17 protein-coding genes are annotated in these 16254 nt (G+C 41.3%); all 17 read left to right on the top strand.

Annotation, left to right across the window (positions count from 1 at the left end; translation table 11 throughout):
• Positions 1–104 precede the first annotated feature (104 nt).
• The 17 genes from J1C81_RS08260 (at position 105) to arcA (ending at position 16241) form a co-directional block, all read left to right on the top strand.
• Positions 105–1250 carry a DUF805 domain-containing protein gene (locus tag J1C81_RS08260; protein WP_002915648.1) on the top strand — a complete coding sequence of 382 codons (1146 nt, stop codon included), beginning with the start codon at positions 105–107 and terminating at the stop codon, positions 1248–1250.
• 251 nt (positions 1251–1501) lie between these two features.
• Positions 1502–2548: a DNA polymerase III subunit delta gene (holA, locus tag J1C81_RS08255; protein ID WP_002915647.1), complete on the top strand. Its 1047-nt coding sequence runs from the start codon at positions 1502–1504 to the stop codon at positions 2546–2548.
• 62 nt (positions 2549–2610) lie between these two features.
• Positions 2611–3216, top strand: a complete 606-nt coding sequence (sodA, locus tag J1C81_RS08250) for a superoxide dismutase SodA (protein ID WP_002915646.1) — start codon at positions 2611–2613, stop codon at positions 3214–3216.
• A gap of 135 nt (positions 3217–3351) precedes the next feature.
• Positions 3352–4431, top strand: coding sequence for a serine hydrolase (locus tag J1C81_RS08245; protein WP_328284755.1), 1080 nt, complete (start codon positions 3352–3354; stop codon positions 4429–4431).
• A 210-nt stretch (positions 4432–4641) separates the two neighbouring features.
• Complete coding sequence (locus tag J1C81_RS08240; protein WP_002897970.1) at positions 4642–4782, top strand: hypothetical protein; 141 nt, start codon at positions 4642–4644, stop codon at positions 4780–4782.
• Between the two features lie 265 nt (positions 4783–5047).
• On the top strand, positions 5048–6628 hold the full coding sequence (locus tag J1C81_RS08235; protein WP_002915644.1) for an ATP-binding cassette domain-containing protein: 1581 nt from the start codon (positions 5048–5050) through the stop codon (positions 6626–6628).
• A 14-nt stretch (positions 6629–6642) separates the two neighbouring features.
• Positions 6643–7128 (top strand): hypothetical protein, encoded by a 486-nt coding sequence (locus J1C81_RS08230; protein ID WP_002904097.1) that lies wholly within the window; start codon positions 6643–6645, stop codon positions 7126–7128.
• Positions 7129–7300: 172 nt separating this feature from the next.
• Complete coding sequence (locus tag J1C81_RS08225; protein WP_002915643.1) at positions 7301–9100, top strand: serine hydrolase domain-containing protein; 1800 nt, start codon at positions 7301–7303, stop codon at positions 9098–9100.
• A 30-nt stretch (positions 9101–9130) separates the two neighbouring features.
• Complete coding sequence (locus J1C81_RS08220) at positions 9131–9955, top strand: CPBP family intramembrane glutamic endopeptidase (protein WP_002915642.1); 825 nt, start codon at positions 9131–9133, stop codon at positions 9953–9955.
• A 121-nt stretch (positions 9956–10076) separates the two neighbouring features.
• Positions 10077–10985, top strand: coding sequence for a CPBP family intramembrane glutamic endopeptidase (locus J1C81_RS08215; RefSeq protein WP_002915641.1), 909 nt, complete (start codon positions 10077–10079; stop codon positions 10983–10985).
• Positions 10986–11187: 202 nt separating this feature from the next.
• Positions 11188–11475 carry an autorepressor SdpR family transcription factor gene (locus J1C81_RS08210; protein ID WP_002897962.1) on the top strand — a complete coding sequence of 96 codons (288 nt, stop codon included), beginning with the start codon at positions 11188–11190 and terminating at the stop codon, positions 11473–11475.
• Positions 11453–11962, top strand: coding sequence for a hypothetical protein (locus J1C81_RS08205; protein WP_002915640.1), 510 nt, complete (start codon positions 11453–11455; stop codon positions 11960–11962). The genes J1C81_RS08210 and J1C81_RS08205 overlap by 23 nt, the downstream gene beginning before the upstream one ends.
• Positions 11963–12456: 494 nt before the next feature.
• On the top strand, positions 12457–13245 hold the full coding sequence (locus tag J1C81_RS08200) for a YhfC family glutamic-type intramembrane protease (protein WP_002915638.1): 789 nt from the start codon (positions 12457–12459) through the stop codon (positions 13243–13245).
• Entirely contained in the window at positions 13223–13504 is a 282-nt protein-coding gene (locus J1C81_RS08195; protein ID WP_002915637.1) for an autorepressor SdpR family transcription factor, read from the top strand. Before J1C81_RS08200 ends, J1C81_RS08195 begins: the two co-directional genes overlap by 23 nt.
• Positions 13491–13988 carry a DUF1648 domain-containing protein gene (locus J1C81_RS08190; RefSeq protein ID WP_002915636.1) on the top strand — a complete coding sequence of 166 codons (498 nt, stop codon included), beginning with the start codon at positions 13491–13493 and terminating at the stop codon, positions 13986–13988. The genes J1C81_RS08195 and J1C81_RS08190 overlap by 14 nt, the downstream gene beginning before the upstream one ends.
• 47 nt (positions 13989–14035) lie before the next feature.
• Positions 14036–14722 carry a Crp/Fnr family transcriptional regulator gene (locus J1C81_RS08185; protein ID WP_002915635.1) on the top strand — a complete coding sequence of 229 codons (687 nt, stop codon included), beginning with the start codon at positions 14036–14038 and terminating at the stop codon, positions 14720–14722.
• A gap of 289 nt (positions 14723–15011) precedes the next feature.
• Positions 15012–16241: an arginine deiminase gene (gene arcA / locus J1C81_RS08180; protein ID WP_002912023.1), complete on the top strand. Its 1230-nt coding sequence runs from the start codon at positions 15012–15014 to the stop codon at positions 16239–16241.
• Positions 16242–16254 lie beyond the last annotated feature (13 nt).

Here is a 16254-nt window from a genome sequence, read left to right as displayed (position 1 = left end):
ACTTTTTTCTCATGTCCATTTAGCTTCAGTCAGGAAGTCATATTGATTTATTTATGCATTTGTGATAAGATAGTGGGTATAAAAAAATTATAGAGGAGAATTTTATGTTTGCTGCATATAAAAAATTCTGGACACACTATGCTGATTTTTCAGGCCGTTCAAGTCGGTCAGACTATTGGTGGGCGTTTTTGTGTCACATGATTATCATCGTACCATTGTTTATCATTTTTTGGGCATCTGCTTTTGGAAGTATTCTTTCAGCCGCAGTTCAAGACTCAACATATGGATATGAATCAGATCCATCAGCAATCTTGGCTGGAGCAGGATTCGCTGTAATCTTTATTTTCATCTTAATTCTATATGCTCTGGCAACTTTTGTACCTAATTTGGCTATCATTGTCCGTCGTTTACGTGATGCTGGTTATCATTGGGCTTTCCTTTTCTTGTATGTTGGTCCTTTTTTACTATCATTTATTCCAGTTCTAAATATTATTGCAGGAATAGTATCTCTTCCATGTAGTATTGCTTTGATTGTTTTGCTTTGTCAAGGATCTAAGCCTGAAATGGTTGGAAATTCAAACGGTCAGCAATATGGTCAGCAAAACTTCCAAGGCCAACAGTTTGGCCAACAGCCTTACAATCAAGGTTTGAACTATGAAAAACAACCACAGCAAGGTGGTTTCCAAGGCCAACAGTTTGGTCAGCAATCACAACAAGGCGGTTTCCAAGGTCAGCAATTTGGTCAACAGCCACAGCAACCTGTTCAAAATCAACAGTTTGGCCAACAGCCGCAACAAGGTGGTTTCCAAGGTCAGCAATTTGGTCAACAGCCACAGCAAGGTGGTTTCCAAGGTCAGCAATTTGGTCAACAACCACAACAACCAGTTCAAAATCAACCATTTGGCCAACAGCCACAACAAGGTGGTTTCCAAGGACAACAGTTTGCTCAACAGCCACAGCAACCTGTCCAAAATCAACCATTTGGTCAACAACCACAACAAGGTGGCTTCCAAGAACAGCAGTTTGGTCAACAGCCACAACAACCTGTTTCTGATCAAAGCCAAGCAGTTGAGCAAGCAGAACCAGTTCAAAATCCATTTACTGCTGAAACACCTGAGCAGTCAACACCTGAGGATTTTGGAACGCAAGCACCTGTTGAGGACAATCCGTTTGTTTCACCAATTCAAGAGGAGCAATCTGCTACACCAGTTGAAAATAATGTAGATGATGCAACTGAAAACCAAGAATAAACAAAGAAAGAGTTGGAATTTTTCCAGCTCTTTTTGTTCTGTCGCTCGCAGAAAATCTTGAACAGAACTGGACATTGATAGTTTTTTAGAACAAAGAAAAATGAAGCCACTAACAGTTTCTATTTATATAGCGGATATACTTAAAAATTAGATTTTGTTTGCAAAGAAAATAGCAGACTTTCCGACTCTTTTTTGTTACAATCAATACATGAAAAAAATTGACAAGAAATATAAAGCAGGGGAGACTTTCTGTGTTAGCTATTGAGGAAATTAAAAAAATCACGCCAAGCAATCTTCCTGCTTTGACCATTTTGGCTGGGGATGACTTGGGGCAGTTTGAGTTGTTGAAAGAGCAGTTTCTCCGCCAGATTCAGTTTCAACCGGGCGATTTGAACACTGCTATTTTCGATATGAAAGAAGCAAACTATCAGGACGTGGAGTTGGACTTGGTGAGTCTGCCTTTTTTTGCGGATGAAAAAATCGTAATTTTGGACCATTTTGCTGATTTGACAACAGCCAAGAAGCGGTATCTGACTGATGAAGAACTCAAATCTTTCGAAAATTATCTGGAAAATCCAGCGGATACGACTCGTCTGGTTATCTTTGCAGAAGGCAAACTGGATAGCAAGCGCCGTCTGGTCAAACTGCTGAAACGGGATGGGAAAATTTTTGAAGCTGCAGAACTCAAGGAAGCAGATCTACGGGCTTATTTCAGCAAGGAAGCGCAGGCAGAAGGATTACAATTTGCTCCGACAGCTTTTGATCAGTTGCTGCTGAAATCAGGTTTTCAGTTCAGTGAAGTTAGTAAAAATTTAGCCTTTCTGAAAGGTTACAAAGAGTCTGGTCAGATTGATTTGGAAGACATTGCCGAGGCTATTCCCAAGACTCTTCAGGACAATATTTTTGACCTGACCCAGCTGATTTTGCAACAGAAGATTGATGAAGCAAGAAGTTTGGTACGAGATTTGACTCTTCAAGGTGAGGATGAAATCAAGCTTATTGCTATTATGCTGGGGCAGTTTCGTATCTTTACGCAGGTTAAGGTTTTAGCAGAAAATGGCAGAGCTGAAAGTCAGATTGTGTCTGATTTGTCCGACTATCTAGGCCGCAAGGTCAATCCTTATCAAGTCAAATTTGCTTTAAAGGATGCTCGCTCACTGAGTTTAGCCTTTCTTAAAAAGACTATGGCCTGTCTAATCGAAACAGATTACCAAATTAAATCGGGGCTGTATGATAAAGATTACCTGTTTGATTTGGCTCTACTCAAGATTGCGACGGGTGAGCTACAAGCAAAATAGTTGAAAAATTCTAATGATTGCGTTATCATTTTTATAATCATATAGAAAAAGAGGTCTATCAAATGGCAATTATCTTACCTGATCTTCCTTACGCTTACGATGCTTTGGAGCCTTACATTGATGAAGAAACAATGCACCTGCATCATGACAAGCACCACAATACCTATGTAACGAATGTTAATGCTGCGCTTGAAAAACATCCTGAAATCGGTGAAGACTTGGAAAAATTATTGGCCGATGTGGAGTCTATTCCAGCTGATATCCGCCAGGCAGTCATCAACAACGGTGGTGGTCATCTTAACCACGCTCTTTTCTGGGAATTGATGACACCAGCAGAAACATCACCATCTGCAGAATTGGCAGCAGATATTGAAGCTACTTTTGGATCATTTGAAGACTTTAAAGCAGCTTTCACTGCAGCGGCTACAACTCGTTTTGGTTCTGGCTGGGCTTGGTTGGTTGTCAATAAAGAAGGCAAGTTGGAAGTGACCTCAACAGCAAATCAGGATACTCCTATTTCAGAAGGTAAAACTCCAATCTTGGGACTGGATGTTTGGGAACATGCTTACTATGTGAAATACCGCAATCTTCGTCCGAACTACATTCAGGCTTTCTTCTCAGTTATTAACTGGAAAAAGGTTGACCAACTTTACGCAGCTACGAAATAAACAGGCAGTTTCAATATATAAAAAGGTGAATCAATTAAAGATTTACCTTTTTTAATGCTTAAAATACCTTTTTTCTGGATTTCACTTGTTATTTTCCTCATAATTTTTTATAATACAAATGCTAGGAGAAATGTTTTGAGTAAAAAAATTGTAACGATTATCGTAGCTGTCCTTTCTTGTATTTGTCTGCTGGGCTTCATCGTCCTTTTTATAACCCAACGAAATAAGGCCATTGAAAAGAAAGCACAAGAGGCTGCCCAACTTGCAAAGTCTGGCGAGCAAGAACAGGAGGAGGAGAAAGTCAAGCCTGATTCCAAACCAGTTGAAGAAAAGCCCAAGCCAGTTGAAAAAAGTCCAGAGGAGAAGCAGAAGGTCATGGAGGCGGACGGCCCGACTATGGATGCTTTAGGACTTCGATTTGACTATGCAAATTTGGATTTGACTCAGGTCATTCAGGCTTATATGACCGAAATGGGAATTGAACCCTCCCAGGTTGCATTTTCCTATAAGGATTTGACGACTGGTAAGACCTTTGCCATAAATGATACCCAGCCTATGACTGCGGGATCGACCTACAAGCTCCCTCTCAATATGCTGGTAGTAGATGAGGTTGCTGCCGGCAAACTTTCTATGGATGAGCGGTTTGATATTACTAATACAAACTATGAATATAGGGGCGAACATGATAACTATGTCGGTGCTTTCAACGGTGCTATGAGAATATCAGACATGCAGGAATATTCCTTGGTTTATTCTGAAAATACGCCAGCCTACGCTTTAGCAGAGCGTCTAGGCGGAATGGAAAAGGCCTATGACATGTTTAGCCGTTACGGTCAGTCCAAGGCTGATATTAAGACGATCAGCCGGGAGAATAATAAGACCACGACGGATTACTATATTCAAGTCCTTGAGTATTTGTCTAAAAATCAGGAAAAGTACAAGGATATCCTTTATTATATAGGCGAATCCTTCCCAGGTGAATACTATAAGCGCTATCTGCGTGACATTACCATCTATCAAAAGCCTGGATATGTTCGTGAGGCGCTCAATGTGGATGCATTAGTTATGGAAGAGAAGCCCTATATTATAGCTCTCTATACGGCTTATTTAGGTGGTAGCACCGAGGCCAGTGATGAGATCAGTGGTGTCGGAATTGAGCAAGTTGGTCAGTTAGCCTACGTCATCAATGAATGGCATCGGGTTAATATGAACTAAGAGCAATCTAGTCTAGACAGGCTAGATTTTTTGATAGCTATTTAGAAAAAAACCAAAATACCTCTTGCTTTTTTGAAAGAGAAGTGTTACAATCTATTTAGAAGATGTTCTAATTACTTTATTCTGCTCTGTTTAATTAGTCACTGAGCAATTTTTTATAAAAGCTATTTAGAAAAAATTCTAAATTTCTCTACTCAAAAAGGAGGAAAAATGAAGAAAGCAAGAAACTCAATCCTACTAACCGTAGTAGGTCTAGTGACGGGTCTATCCATTTGGCTGGCTGTTTTTTCCTGGGTGCTCTATAAAAATAAGGACGACCTGCAAAAAATATCCAATCAAAAACATTTTTAAATACAAAATAGGCAATCTAGTTTTTCTAGACTAGATTTTTTAATCCAGAGTATTTAGAAACAAATCGAAATACCTAAGAAGGATTAGATTGCTTCGTTTCGTACTCGTTATTTAGAAAATTTTCTAAATAGGTAGATAAAGGAGAAAAGTTGAAAAGAGGATTACTTTTATTGCTTATAGGCTTGCTCACGGTTTTATCCGTCTGCTGGGCAATCCCGTCTTGGACCGTTTTCAAAAATAGACGAAAATTGGAAGGAAAAATTAAATGTTGAAAGAAATTTTACGGAAATACCGCGCTTCTTATCTGGGTGCGACTATCTTTAGCATTGGAGCAACGATTTTTATCACTTTGTTTTCTTTGCAGCTGGGAGTTGTTGTGGACAGTGCGCAGAAGGCTCATTCTAACTTGCTTGGACAATTCTTTATCTGCCTTTTTTGCACTTGTGCTTGGTCTCTTTGCAGCTTGCTGGCTATTTGGTTCAAGAACAATCATAATAAGCAAGTCTTGGAAGAAGTCAAAACGAGGCTTTTCCATTCTTTTTATGACAAGAATTTGCATGACAAGGCTTCCGAGCAGGAAAATAGCTATCTCAACACAACGACCAAGAATATGGATATTTACCAAGAGAATTACTTGACCCCGCGCTGTGATATTGTGGCTGCCTTTTCTTCAGTTTTTATCAGTACACTGGCTATTTTTTGGATTGAATGGCGCATGGCTCTGGGCTTTATTCTCATTTCTTTTTTGACCATGGCTGCGTCACAAATTCCAGGGATATTGATGCGCAAGGCGACAGCGAATTTCACTCAGAAAAGCAATTACTTTTTGAAGCAAGTCACCAATTTTTTGGAAGGCTTTGAGCAAATCAAACTTTTGCAAATCCAAAAAAGGGTGGTTGAGCACCTGTCTAGCAGCAACAGCGACTTTGAGCAAGCCAGAAAAAGCTATAATGCGGCTAAGGAGGGCGCTGTGACTCTGATGATGTTCTTTAGCTTTCTGTCTCAGATATTTTGTATGTCTCTGGGGATTTGGTTTGTCAGCCAAGGGTCTCTGACCATTGGGGCTTTGATTGCCAGTGTTCAGCTTTTGAACTTTGTCTTCACTCCTTTGCAGCTTTTTATCAATAACAAAAATCTCATGAGCACGGTCAAGGATATTGAGAATGATTTTGATGCTAAGTTGGCTAAGAAAGAAGCGGAGCCCGCTCAAAATCTGACCGAAACGATTGATCGGATTGATTTTGAACATCTCGGTCTGGAGTTGGGCGACAAGGCTCTCTTTCAGGATTTTTCTTATCAGTTTGCCAAGGACAAGCACTATGCTATTATCGGCGAGTCTGGTCGGGGCAAGTCGACCTTGATGAAGCTCTTGCTCAATTATTTTGATAGCAAGGACTACGCTGGTCAAATCATGGTCAATGGTCAAGCGGTCAGCCAGCTAGCAAGCGACAGTCTCTATCAGAAAATCGCCTTTATCCAAAAGAATGACTTTTTTATCGAGGGAAGTGTGGCGGACAATATCGCGCTATACAGAGATATAAATGCACCTGACCAAACTTTCTTGTACCAAAGTCTGCATTTTAATGAGGCTTTCTTGAGCAAGAAGCTGGATTTGGAGCGGCAGGAAGTTTCCTATGGTGAAAAGCAGCGGATTGATTTGGCGCGTTTCTTGGTTAAGGATTATGATGTGCTGATTTTTGATGAGCCGACCAGTAATCTTGACCCGAGCTTGGCGGCGGAAGTCATGGACTATATCTTGTCCATCAAGGACCGCATTGTTATCGTTATTACTCATAATCAAGGCAGGGCACTCTTAGACCGCTTTGATGACTGTCTGGAATTATAAAAGGAGGAAAGAAAATGAAATTAAAATGGAAAGAATTAGTGGCAAGCCTAATCGTTATTTGGCTACCGCTTATCTACGCTTTGTCAATCTATGCAGACCTATCTCAGCTAATCAGAGGGCATTTGCCCTATAGCGGTCTAGGCATGCCCAAGCAAGTCTTTATCTGGTTTCTGCCAGTTCTCTTGAGTGTAATTCAACTGATTGTTTGCTACACGACGACTATTAAAGAGATTATCGACAAGCAATTTGTCCATTTCCTTTACTGGCTGGTTCCCTTTATCAATGCCGTAGTTTATATCAGCGTTCTTCTTTATGGGCTCAATCCGGCTTTTCCGGTATTTAAGGTCAATGGGATTATGTCTGCAATCATCCTTAATGCTGTCAGCTACTTCCTCACGAGAAAAATAGTGGCAGACCAAGAGCCGGCTCCACGCGTTTTAGCTTATATCTTCGGAGGAGTTGGCTCAATCCTGTTTCTGGTCAGCCTCTTCCTCTTTTAAAATAGCAATCTGATAGGAAAGGAGAAAATCATGTTTCATATTTTTACTTTTGTTAAAATGCTTTTATTCTTTATCTTTGGCTGGATCTGGCTCCTTCTCGGTCTACTCAGTTTGCTCTTTCTTTTTCCTTTTTAAGTGAAGGAAATATAGAAAATAATGATTGGAGATCATCATGAAATCATCATTTTTGAAAAGCACTGTGGCGCTGGTAACGTGTGGCTTGCTAGCTTTTGGAGCAGCCCACGCTTACGCCGACCAGCAAAAATTGCCGTCAGGCACGTCTTACGACCAAATCGGTCAGAAGATTGAAAATTACTACCAAGAACACGAAAAAACCAGCGCAGGACTGGCAACAACGGTCTTTGACAAAGACGGCAATACTCTCTATCAAAAGAACTTCGGCTATACGGACAAGGAAAAGAAGCTAGCGGTGGATGACAAGTCGGTCTTCGAGTGGGGTTCAACCACCAAAATCACCGTCTGGGTCAGCGTCATGCAGCTTTGGGAGGAGGGCAAGATTGACCTGAAAACGGACATCAGGGAGTATCTGCCCCAAAATCTCCTAAAAAATCTCAAATACGACAAGCCCATTACCATGCTGGACCTCATGAACCACCAAGCGGGTTTTGAAGACTACCCTTTGTATATAGGCTCCGACAAGGATTTAGGAGCATTGATGAAAAAAACTCCGTCTCAGATTTATGAGCCGGGGACGGTGACATCCTATTCAAACTATGGAACAGCGCTGGCGGGCTATATCGTGGAGCGCATTAGCGGGCAATCCTTTGCCGACTATGTCCACGAGCATATTTTCCAGCCCTTGGGTATGAAACACACCGCACTCAAACCTGATTTATCAGATAATGTATTTGTACAAAAACAGCGGGAGAAGGAGAAAACTTATGATACAAATGGAGACTTACTAAAAGGCGACCAACCCTTTGTTCTTGGAGAATATCCAGCGGGGCGGGCAACAGGAACATTTGCCGACATCAAGAAATTTGCCCAAGCCCTCCTGCAAAAGGAGAAGCTCTTTAAAAGGGCAGAGACTTGGGAGAATTTTTACAGCGCTAGCCATACTTATCCGGGTACAGATATTCCCGTCAATGCTCACGGACTTTGGGTGACGGAGTTTGAAAACACCAGAACTTTTGGGCACGGGGGAAACTCACCAGGCTTTACGACCAGCCTCTTGCTTGATTTGAAGTCAGGGATTGGCTCAGTCGTTACAGTCAATCAAAGAAATGAGTTTCATTTCGCTCTTAGCATGCCTGACCTCATTTACGGTAAGAAAAAAGAAGCCTCAAAGGCAGCTCAAAAGGACTTTCAAGCTGGTTTTTACCGCGAAGCGCGTATTTATAGTGGAGGTCCCCTATCTATATTTAGGGTTTTCAAGTCGACTAGCTATCTAACTAACCCTTCTGAAAATGCGGCTATCAAAGACTATTTTGGTTTTTGGACGGCAGGAGAAAGAGGAGGGCACTATATTCTGAACCTGCCTATTTCAGATAGGACAAAGCTGCCCTTGTTGGATGTTATCAAAGATTATGGTAGTTTATTACTCGCTGGGCTTGCCGCACTGTATGTCGCCCTTTGCTATCTCAGCGGTATTTTGGCAAAATTGTATCGTTTGCTCACTAGGAAAAACAAGGGAACAGGTTCGGTTGTCTGGTCTAGTTGGCATTATCTGACTGGCTTCCTTATTCTTTGGGCTTTTCGTAATTTGTTCTCATTTTTCTCAATTATTCTCGCGAAAAATTCTTTCGATCTCGCTGGTTTGACGGGGCATTTCCAACTGTTTGCCTTGCTTGCTGTGGTCTTGCTGATTAGTGCTTTTCTTCCCTATCTGCCCTTCTTCAAAGCGAGGTTGAAGCAAGGGAATAAGTACCTCACGCTAGCAACTAGCTCCGTCGCTTTTATCATCGCTTTTAATATTTTCTATTGGTCGCTATACCAATGGTGGACTTTATAATTTTACAAATGACAGAAAGGAGCATTTTATATGCAAAACACAATTTCAACTTCAACCATTAAAAGGTTTCTAGCTTGGGCATTTGGGCTCGCTTGGCCAGGTATGCTAGCCATAGCTTACTTTTATGCGATCAATCAGAAACTTGTCGGTAACATTTTATCCGCAAGTGTGGTAATGTTCGCCCCTATGGTGGCTGCTTTTTTGGCTAAAGCTCCTGTCAAGTCTATCGGCTGGAAATTGAAGCTCGCCAGTAAATGGCGCGATTACCTAGCCTGCTGGTTAGCCATTTGTATCATTATACTTAGCGGCGCACTTGTCTATTTTGCTGTCTTTCCGCAGCATTTGGCTTTTGCCCTGAACCCACAAGTCGCCCTTCAAATTTTAATGATTTTAACGGTCTTAACTCTAGTCATCAGTCTTTCTGGCTTGGGCGAGGAAGTCGGCTGGCGGGGTATTCTCTATCCTTATTTGAAAGAGCGCTACGGACGGACTAAGGGACGCATCATTGGTGGTCTCATCTGGGCTATTTGGCATTTTCCTGTCAATATGATTGGAGCAGGGACGCTGGGTGAGCGTTTCTTAAATTTAATTCCCTATTATATCATGGCTATTTCTTTTGGGATTATCCTTGATATTTACTATGTACGTAGCAAAACCATTTGGCTGCCAGCCTTTGGACATGGGGTCATTGATGCCGTTGCCATGATAACTACCGTTTTCACTGTTAGTGGGGTAGAAACGTTTAAATTCCTTGGTCCTAGTCCAACTGGACTTTTTGGAGCTCTCATTGCTCTTGTCATTGCCGTTTGGCTGACCAAGCGTGAAGCGAGAGAAATCCAGCGGGTAAACTCCTAATCTTTTTGAAGTGATTTTTCTACCACTTACTTGGAAAATCTAACCACTTACCAAAAAGAGCTAGATTTGGTGTGCTTCTTTTGTTAGGATAAGGCTGTAAAACATTTCAAGGAGGTCGAAAATGACACACACTTATCAAAAGATGCAACATCGCTCTAGTCTAGAAATCTTGCAAGAAGAAGCAGGGGCAAAAAATTGGTGGCTGAGCCTGCCGCTGGCTTTTCTTGCGATTGCTGCGGGAAGCCTAATCAGCGGAGCTTTGTCGCAATGGCTTTTGCTGCCGAGCATGACGGACGCCAATCGCTTACTGATAGGCTTCGTTTCTTTATCCGTCTTTTTGGGCAGCAGTTTAGTCCTCATTCTCTTCGTCGCTAAATTTTGGGAACGGCGCAGTCTTGCTAGTTTCGGTCTCTGGAAGGAAAAATTAGGGTTCAATCTGCTGCTTGGTACAGCACTGGGTTTCTTCTTAGTCCTTCTGGAAGTGGGCTTCAATCTGCTCGGCGGACAGCTCCACATTCAAGTCGAAAAGCAGTTCAATCTAGGAATTTGGCTCTTTTTCCTGGTCAATTTCTTCTTTCAGGCGCTGGCTGAAGAGATGATTTACCGCGGCTTTGTCATGAACAAGCTCCGCACCAAACTGAGCTTGCTGCCGGCTGTCCTGCTCAACTCCCTGCTCTTTGCGGTTATCCACATTTTTAAAGGTGGAACGTCCGTCCTTTATATCCTCAATGTCTTTCTGACCGGGATTTTCCTTTCCCTCCTTTTTGCACTGACGGACAATCTCTGGCTGGTCACAGCGCTGCATGCGGCTCATAACATGATTTATCTAGGCGTTTTTGGAGTGATTGGGGCGGGCAATAATCTCCAGCACGGTAGTTTCTTACAGACGACTTTGACCAGTCAAGCCAACAGTTTCTTAGCAGGAACGCCAAGCGAACCTCTATCAGGCGGGCTGATAGCAGTCATCGTTATGGCGCTGGCTGCTCTTCTCACCGCCTATCTAGCCAAGAAAAAGCAAGTGTTTAGCTAAGCCCTCCTTGTCTTTTATCCTCAAAAACAGTATAATGGAGAAAAGAATTTGAAAGTTCTCTAAATAGTTTTAGGAGGATTGCTGGCAGAAAATCTTGTCCGTTTGAGTAGCGCCTTGCTTACATTTGTAGGAGCCATGACTTATCTAGAGCTAGTTGCTTTGTTTGTCCTTAGCTAGAAATCAATTTTAAGAGGTATCAAAATTGGGAATTAGTGAAACCATGAAAGCCCTAGCTGATCCAGTTCGGCGGGAAATATTAGAAATATTAAAAAAAGGCCCTAAGTCGGCTGGTGAAATCGCTCAAGTCTTCGATTTGACGGGAGCGACGGTATCCTACCATTTGTCCCAGTTGAAAAAAGCGGGGCTCATCTATGAAGAACGGCAGAAAAATTACATTTACTACCATTTAGATGCCACGGTTTTTGAGGAAATTTTGGTCTGGATTGCCGCGCTAGGAGGGAAAAATAATGAAAACGAAACTGAGAAATAACCTTAGGGAATTGCTGCTGACTTTCTTGGTTATTTGGCTGCCACTTGCTTATGCCTTATGGATTTATCCTAGTTTGCCAGAGAATATTAGGATCAATTTCGTGTCGCTGATTAGCCCGACATTTGAGTATGCACCCAAATTTCTCTTTATCTGGGGTCTGCCAATCTTTATGACTTTGATACAGCTGATTGTTTATGGGGCAACGGCTTACCGAGAAATCACCAAGCCCGCTTTTGCCCGCTTCGTCCTTTGGATTGTTCCTTTGACCCATATTGCTGTCTATCTTTCCATTCTGTTCTATGCTCTTGATTCCCACTTCAACATTAATAAAATTGCAGCGATTTTTTCGGGGGTAATGTTTCTAATTTCTGGAAATTATATGCCTAAGAAAATGGTGGTGGAAGAAAAACCAGCGCCGCGTTGGCTAGCCTACCTCTTTATCCTGGTCGGATTGACAGCCGTACTAGTGGGACTCTTTCTTTTGTAAATTAAGTGAAAACAAAGTGCACAGATTGTGCGCTTTTGTTTAGTCTCATTCTGACTCTTTGTCAACTGTAGTGGGTTGATGAGAAGTTATAATCTGGAGAGGACTAAATCAGTCCTCTCCTTTTTGATGTTCAAAGCGATGATTTCTTTATGAGTTCCAGCATCTATAACATCCAAGATTATGATGTTAGGGTCTTTTATTCCCAGTAAGTTTGTGATAAAATTGAACTGTTCCATAAGAGTCTTTCTAATGATGGTTTTGTCGCTTTTCATTATAGGTCTTATGGGACTTTTTTTCTACAACAAATAGGCTCCATCATTCCTACAGTGGTTTTACCCACTACAGAAATTATAGAGCCGTTTTTTATTGCAGTAGAGCTTGATGATTTTTAGATTGAAGTTATTTAGAAAAAACTCGAAATAGATTTGACAGAAAGAAAGGAAAGATGTATAATCTATTTAGAAAAAAACCAAAACAGTTTAGGAGAAAAAACGATGATTTCCATTCATATCTTGATTGCTATGCTGCTGATTTTAGGGACAGTCCTTGTTCCTTTGGTTTATTTTAAAAAGACCAAGCACATTTCTCTATTAGTCTTTCTTTTAGGGGGAGTCGGTTTTTATTTATCGAGTCAAGTTCTGGAAAATATTTTGCATCGTATCGTTTTACAGCCTCAGGCTGATGGAACTATCGCTTTGCAGACGGAAAATCCTTGGCTATACGTTATTTATGCTGTTGCTGCGGCAGCTATTTTTGAAGAAACAGCCCGCTGGGTCATCTTTTACTGGCTGCAAAAGAAGCGTCCACTGACCTTTAGGGATGGTGTGGCCTATGGCTTGGGGCATGGTGCTATTGAGGCTTTGTTCGTTGGTATTGTCAGTCTCTTAAACTTTTGGGTTATAGCTCAAGTAGTAACTCAGGGGAATGCTCAGACGCTGGCTCAAATTCCTCAAGCAGTTATTGACAATGTCCGTTCCATGAACGCTGGCAGCATCTATCTTTTGGCTTTTGAACGGATCTTGGCTATTCTCATTCAAATCCTTCTGACCTTCTGGGTTTGGAAAGCGGTCAAGGAGAAGGCTCCAGTGTATTTTTTAGCCGCTCTGGGACTTCACGCCCTGATTGACTTAGCGCCTGCTCTGGCTCAGGTAGGCTTTCTTCCGCCACTGGCTGTTGAGGCTCTGCTCTTAGTAGAAGTAGTGGCACTAGTCTTTCTGACCAAGAAAATTTTGAAAGTTTACCTGAAAGAAAGGTCTAATCATGGGGATCAGTCAAACGCTTAAAGCTCTAGCTGACCCAGTTCGAAGGGGGATTCTGGAAATGCTCAAGCATGGTCCGAAGTCTGCAGGGGAAATTGCCCAAGCTTTTGAGCTGACGCCTGCGACGGTATCCTACCACCTCTCTCAGCTAAAGAAAGCCGGTCTGCTCATAGAAGAAAAGCAGAAGAACTTTATATATTACAGTTTAGATGTCACTGTTTTTGAAGAAATTCTTGTCTGGTTTCAATCTCTTGGAGGAGGAAAAGAAAATGAAAAAAAATAGTTTTCAAGAATTAGGCTGGGCGCTTTGCGTCATGCTCTTGCCAGTTTTATATGCCATCTGGGTCTATCAGAAGTTACCAGAAAACCTAGCTATTCACTTTGACTTATCTGGAAAAGGTGATTCCTTTTTACCTAAGTTTTTAGTAGTTTCGGCTTTTCCAATTGTCATGATGCTGCTAGAAGTCATGATCTATTGGACAACCATTGCCAAAGATATCTTGAATAGAACTTTTAAGCACCTTATTCGCTGGGTCTTTCCCTTTAGCTTTGTCTTACTCTATATAGCGACTATCTATGGGGGCTTAAATGAGGAATTTGATATCCGTAAAATAGCAGCCATGATGGTTGCTTTGGTTTTCATAATAGTAGGCAATTACTTGCCCAAAAAAGTACAGGCTAACAGAAATCCCATGAATAGAAAATGGGCATACCTCTTTATTTTGTTAGGATTTCTTACTTTTACAGCTAGCATTTTCTATTTGTAAGCGAATTTATGCTATAATGGTATCAAGTATCAAATAAAAGGGTTATCATGATTACCAAGGAGCATTATCAATTTATCCGGCAGCACCCTGCCTTTGTCAATCTGCCAGTGGAGCTTTTCGATAAATTAGCAGTGGAGATTCAGTATCGCAAGATTCCAAAAGGGCAAATTATCTTTTTTGCAGGAGACCGACGAGAGCGCCTTTTTCTCTTGTCTCAAGGCTATGTTCGGATTGAGCAGTATGATTCGACAGACACATTTTCTTATATGGATTATGTCAAGAAAGACAGTGTTTTCCCCTATGGAGGTATGTTTTTTGATGAGCGCTATCATTACACAGCCAGCGCTGTCACCAATGTCGAATATTTCTCCATTCCTATTGATTTGTTCGAAGAATATTCTAAGAAGAGTGTGGATCAGCTTTTGTTTATTACCAAGCGGCTGTCGCAAATTCTGGAATTTCAGGAACTTCGTTTGCGCAATGTCGTAGCAGCCAGTGCCAGCGAGCGTGTGGTTCAGTCCTTGTCTCTGCTCTGCATGGATTTGTGCAAAGTGGAAGATAGCCTGCCCTTTCCTATCAGTATGAAAGAGTTGGCAAAACTAGGAGCCACGACTCGGGAAACGGTCAATCAAGTTCTGAAAAAGCTCTTGGATGAAGGTCGGATTGAATACCAACATAAAAAATTAACTTTTAAAGAGAAAGAGTATTTTATGAAATACCTTGCTGGAAGCTAATCGGTTTTGATTGGCTTCTTTTTTGTCAAATAAATTCAAAATATTCTAATATTAACCGTGTACTGATTTTGTTTTAAAAAATAAATATTCACAAAAATAATATAATGAGTAAAATATTCAAAGAAAACGCTTTAAAGAAGAATATTATAAAAATAAAAATAGAAAAAAGCAAAAGATTTGGCATTTGTAATGTGGTTTTTTTCTTGAAAGCGGTAGCATTAAATGCTAGAATAGTACATGTAAACGGGATTAGAAAAACCTAAACCGCAAAGAAAAAGGAGGATAGTAGATGTCTACACATCCAATTCGTGTTTTCTCAGAAATTGGAAAACTGAAAAAAGTTATGTTGCACCGTCCTGGCAAGGAGTTGGAAAACTTGCAGCCGGACTACTTAGAACGTCTTCTTTTTGACGATATTCCTTTCTTAGAAGATGCACAAAAAGAACATGATAACTTTGCTCAAGCGCTTCGTAATGAAGGAGTTGAGGTGCTCTATCTTGAGCAGCTGGCTGCTGAGTCACTGACTTCTCCAGAAATCCGTGAGCAATTCATCGAAGAATATCTGGAAGAAGCCAATATTCGTGGCCGTGAAACCAAGAAGGCTATTCGCGAACTGCTTCGTGGTATCAAAGATAACCGAGAGTTGGTTGAAAAAACGATGGCAGGGGTTCAAAAAGTTGAATTGCCAGAAATTCCTGAAGAAGCAAAAGGATTGACGGACTTGGTAGAATCTGATTATCCATTCGCTATTGATCCAATGCCAAACCTTTACTTCACACGTGACCCATTTGCTACAATTGGTAATGCTGTATCGCTCAACCACATGTATGCAGATACTCGTAATCGTGAAACTCTCTACGGTAAATACATCTTCAAATATCACCCAGTATACGGTGGAAATGTTGAACTTGTATATAACCGTGAAGAAGATACACGTATCGAAGGTGGGGATGAACTGGTTCTTTCAAAAGATGTGCTGGCGGTTGGTATTTCACAACGTACAGACGCAGCTTCTATCGAAAAACTCTTGGTCAATATCTTCAAGAAAAATGTAGGCTTCAAGAAAGTTTTGGCTTTTGAATTTGCCAACAACCGTAAGTTCATGCACTTAGACACTGTCTTCACTATGGTTGACTATGACAAGTTCACGATTCACCCAGAAATCGAAGGAGATCTTCGCGTTTACTCTGTGACTTATGTTGATGACAAACTTAAGATTGTTGAAGAAAAAGGTGATTTAGCAGAAATCTTAGCTGAAAACCTTGGTGTGGAAAAAGTTCATCTGATTCGCTGTGGCGGTGGCAATATCGTAGCTGCTGCGCGTGAGCAATGGAATGACGGTTCTAACACCTTGACTATTGCACCTGGTGTGGTAGTGGTGTATGATCGTAATACAGTTACTAACAAGATTTTGGAAGAATACGGCTTGCGTTTGATCAAGATCCGCGGAAGTGAATTGGTTCGCGGTCGTGGTGGACCACGCTGTATGTCTATGCCATTTGAACGTGAAGAAATTTAAGCATACAAGTGCT

Source organism: Streptococcus sanguinis, from assembly GCF_050225395.1.
In the GTDB taxonomy this organism is placed as follows: Bacteria; Bacillota; Bacilli; order Lactobacillales; family Streptococcaceae; genus Streptococcus.
This window is presented reverse-complemented; position numbering and strand designations above follow the sequence as displayed.

What these genes read in the sequence shown, in the direction of transcription:
- J1C81_RS08185 (WP_002915635.1), top strand. Translation starts at nt 14,036, where the DNA reads ATGATTACCAAGGAGCATTATCAATTTATCCGGCAGCACCCTGCCTTT.
- J1C81_RS08225 (WP_002915643.1), top strand. Translation starts at nt 7,301, where the DNA reads ATGAAATCATCATTTTTGAAAAGCACTGTGGCGCTGGTAACGTGTGGC.
- J1C81_RS08195 (WP_002915637.1), top strand. Translation starts at nt 13,223, where the DNA reads ATGGGGATCAGTCAAACGCTTAAAGCTCTAGCTGACCCAGTTCGAAGG.
- J1C81_RS08230 (WP_002904097.1), top strand. Translation starts at nt 6,643, where the DNA reads ATGAAATTAAAATGGAAAGAATTAGTGGCAAGCCTAATCGTTATTTGG.
- J1C81_RS08220 (WP_002915642.1), top strand. Translation starts at nt 9,131, where the DNA reads ATGCAAAACACAATTTCAACTTCAACCATTAAAAGGTTTCTAGCTTGG.
- sodA (WP_002915646.1), top strand. Translation starts at nt 2,611, where the DNA reads ATGGCAATTATCTTACCTGATCTTCCTTACGCTTACGATGCTTTGGAG.
- J1C81_RS08200 (WP_002915638.1), top strand. Translation starts at nt 12,457, where the DNA reads ATGATTTCCATTCATATCTTGATTGCTATGCTGCTGATTTTAGGGACA.
- J1C81_RS08235 (WP_002915644.1), top strand. Translation starts at nt 5,048, where the DNA reads ATGTTGAAAGAAATTTTACGGAAATACCGCGCTTCTTATCTGGGTGCG.
- J1C81_RS08190 (WP_002915636.1), top strand. Translation starts at nt 13,491, where the DNA reads ATGAAAAAAAATAGTTTTCAAGAATTAGGCTGGGCGCTTTGCGTCATG.
- J1C81_RS08215 (WP_002915641.1), top strand. Translation starts at nt 10,077, where the DNA reads ATGACACACACTTATCAAAAGATGCAACATCGCTCTAGTCTAGAAATC.
- arcA (WP_002912023.1), top strand. Translation starts at nt 15,012, where the DNA reads ATGTCTACACATCCAATTCGTGTTTTCTCAGAAATTGGAAAACTGAAA.
- J1C81_RS08205 (WP_002915640.1), top strand. Translation starts at nt 11,453, where the DNA reads ATGAAAACGAAACTGAGAAATAACCTTAGGGAATTGCTGCTGACTTTC.
- J1C81_RS08260 (WP_002915648.1), top strand. Translation starts at nt 105, where the DNA reads ATGTTTGCTGCATATAAAAAATTCTGGACACACTATGCTGATTTTTCA.
- J1C81_RS08240 (WP_002897970.1), top strand. Translation starts at nt 4,642, where the DNA reads ATGAAGAAAGCAAGAAACTCAATCCTACTAACCGTAGTAGGTCTAGTG.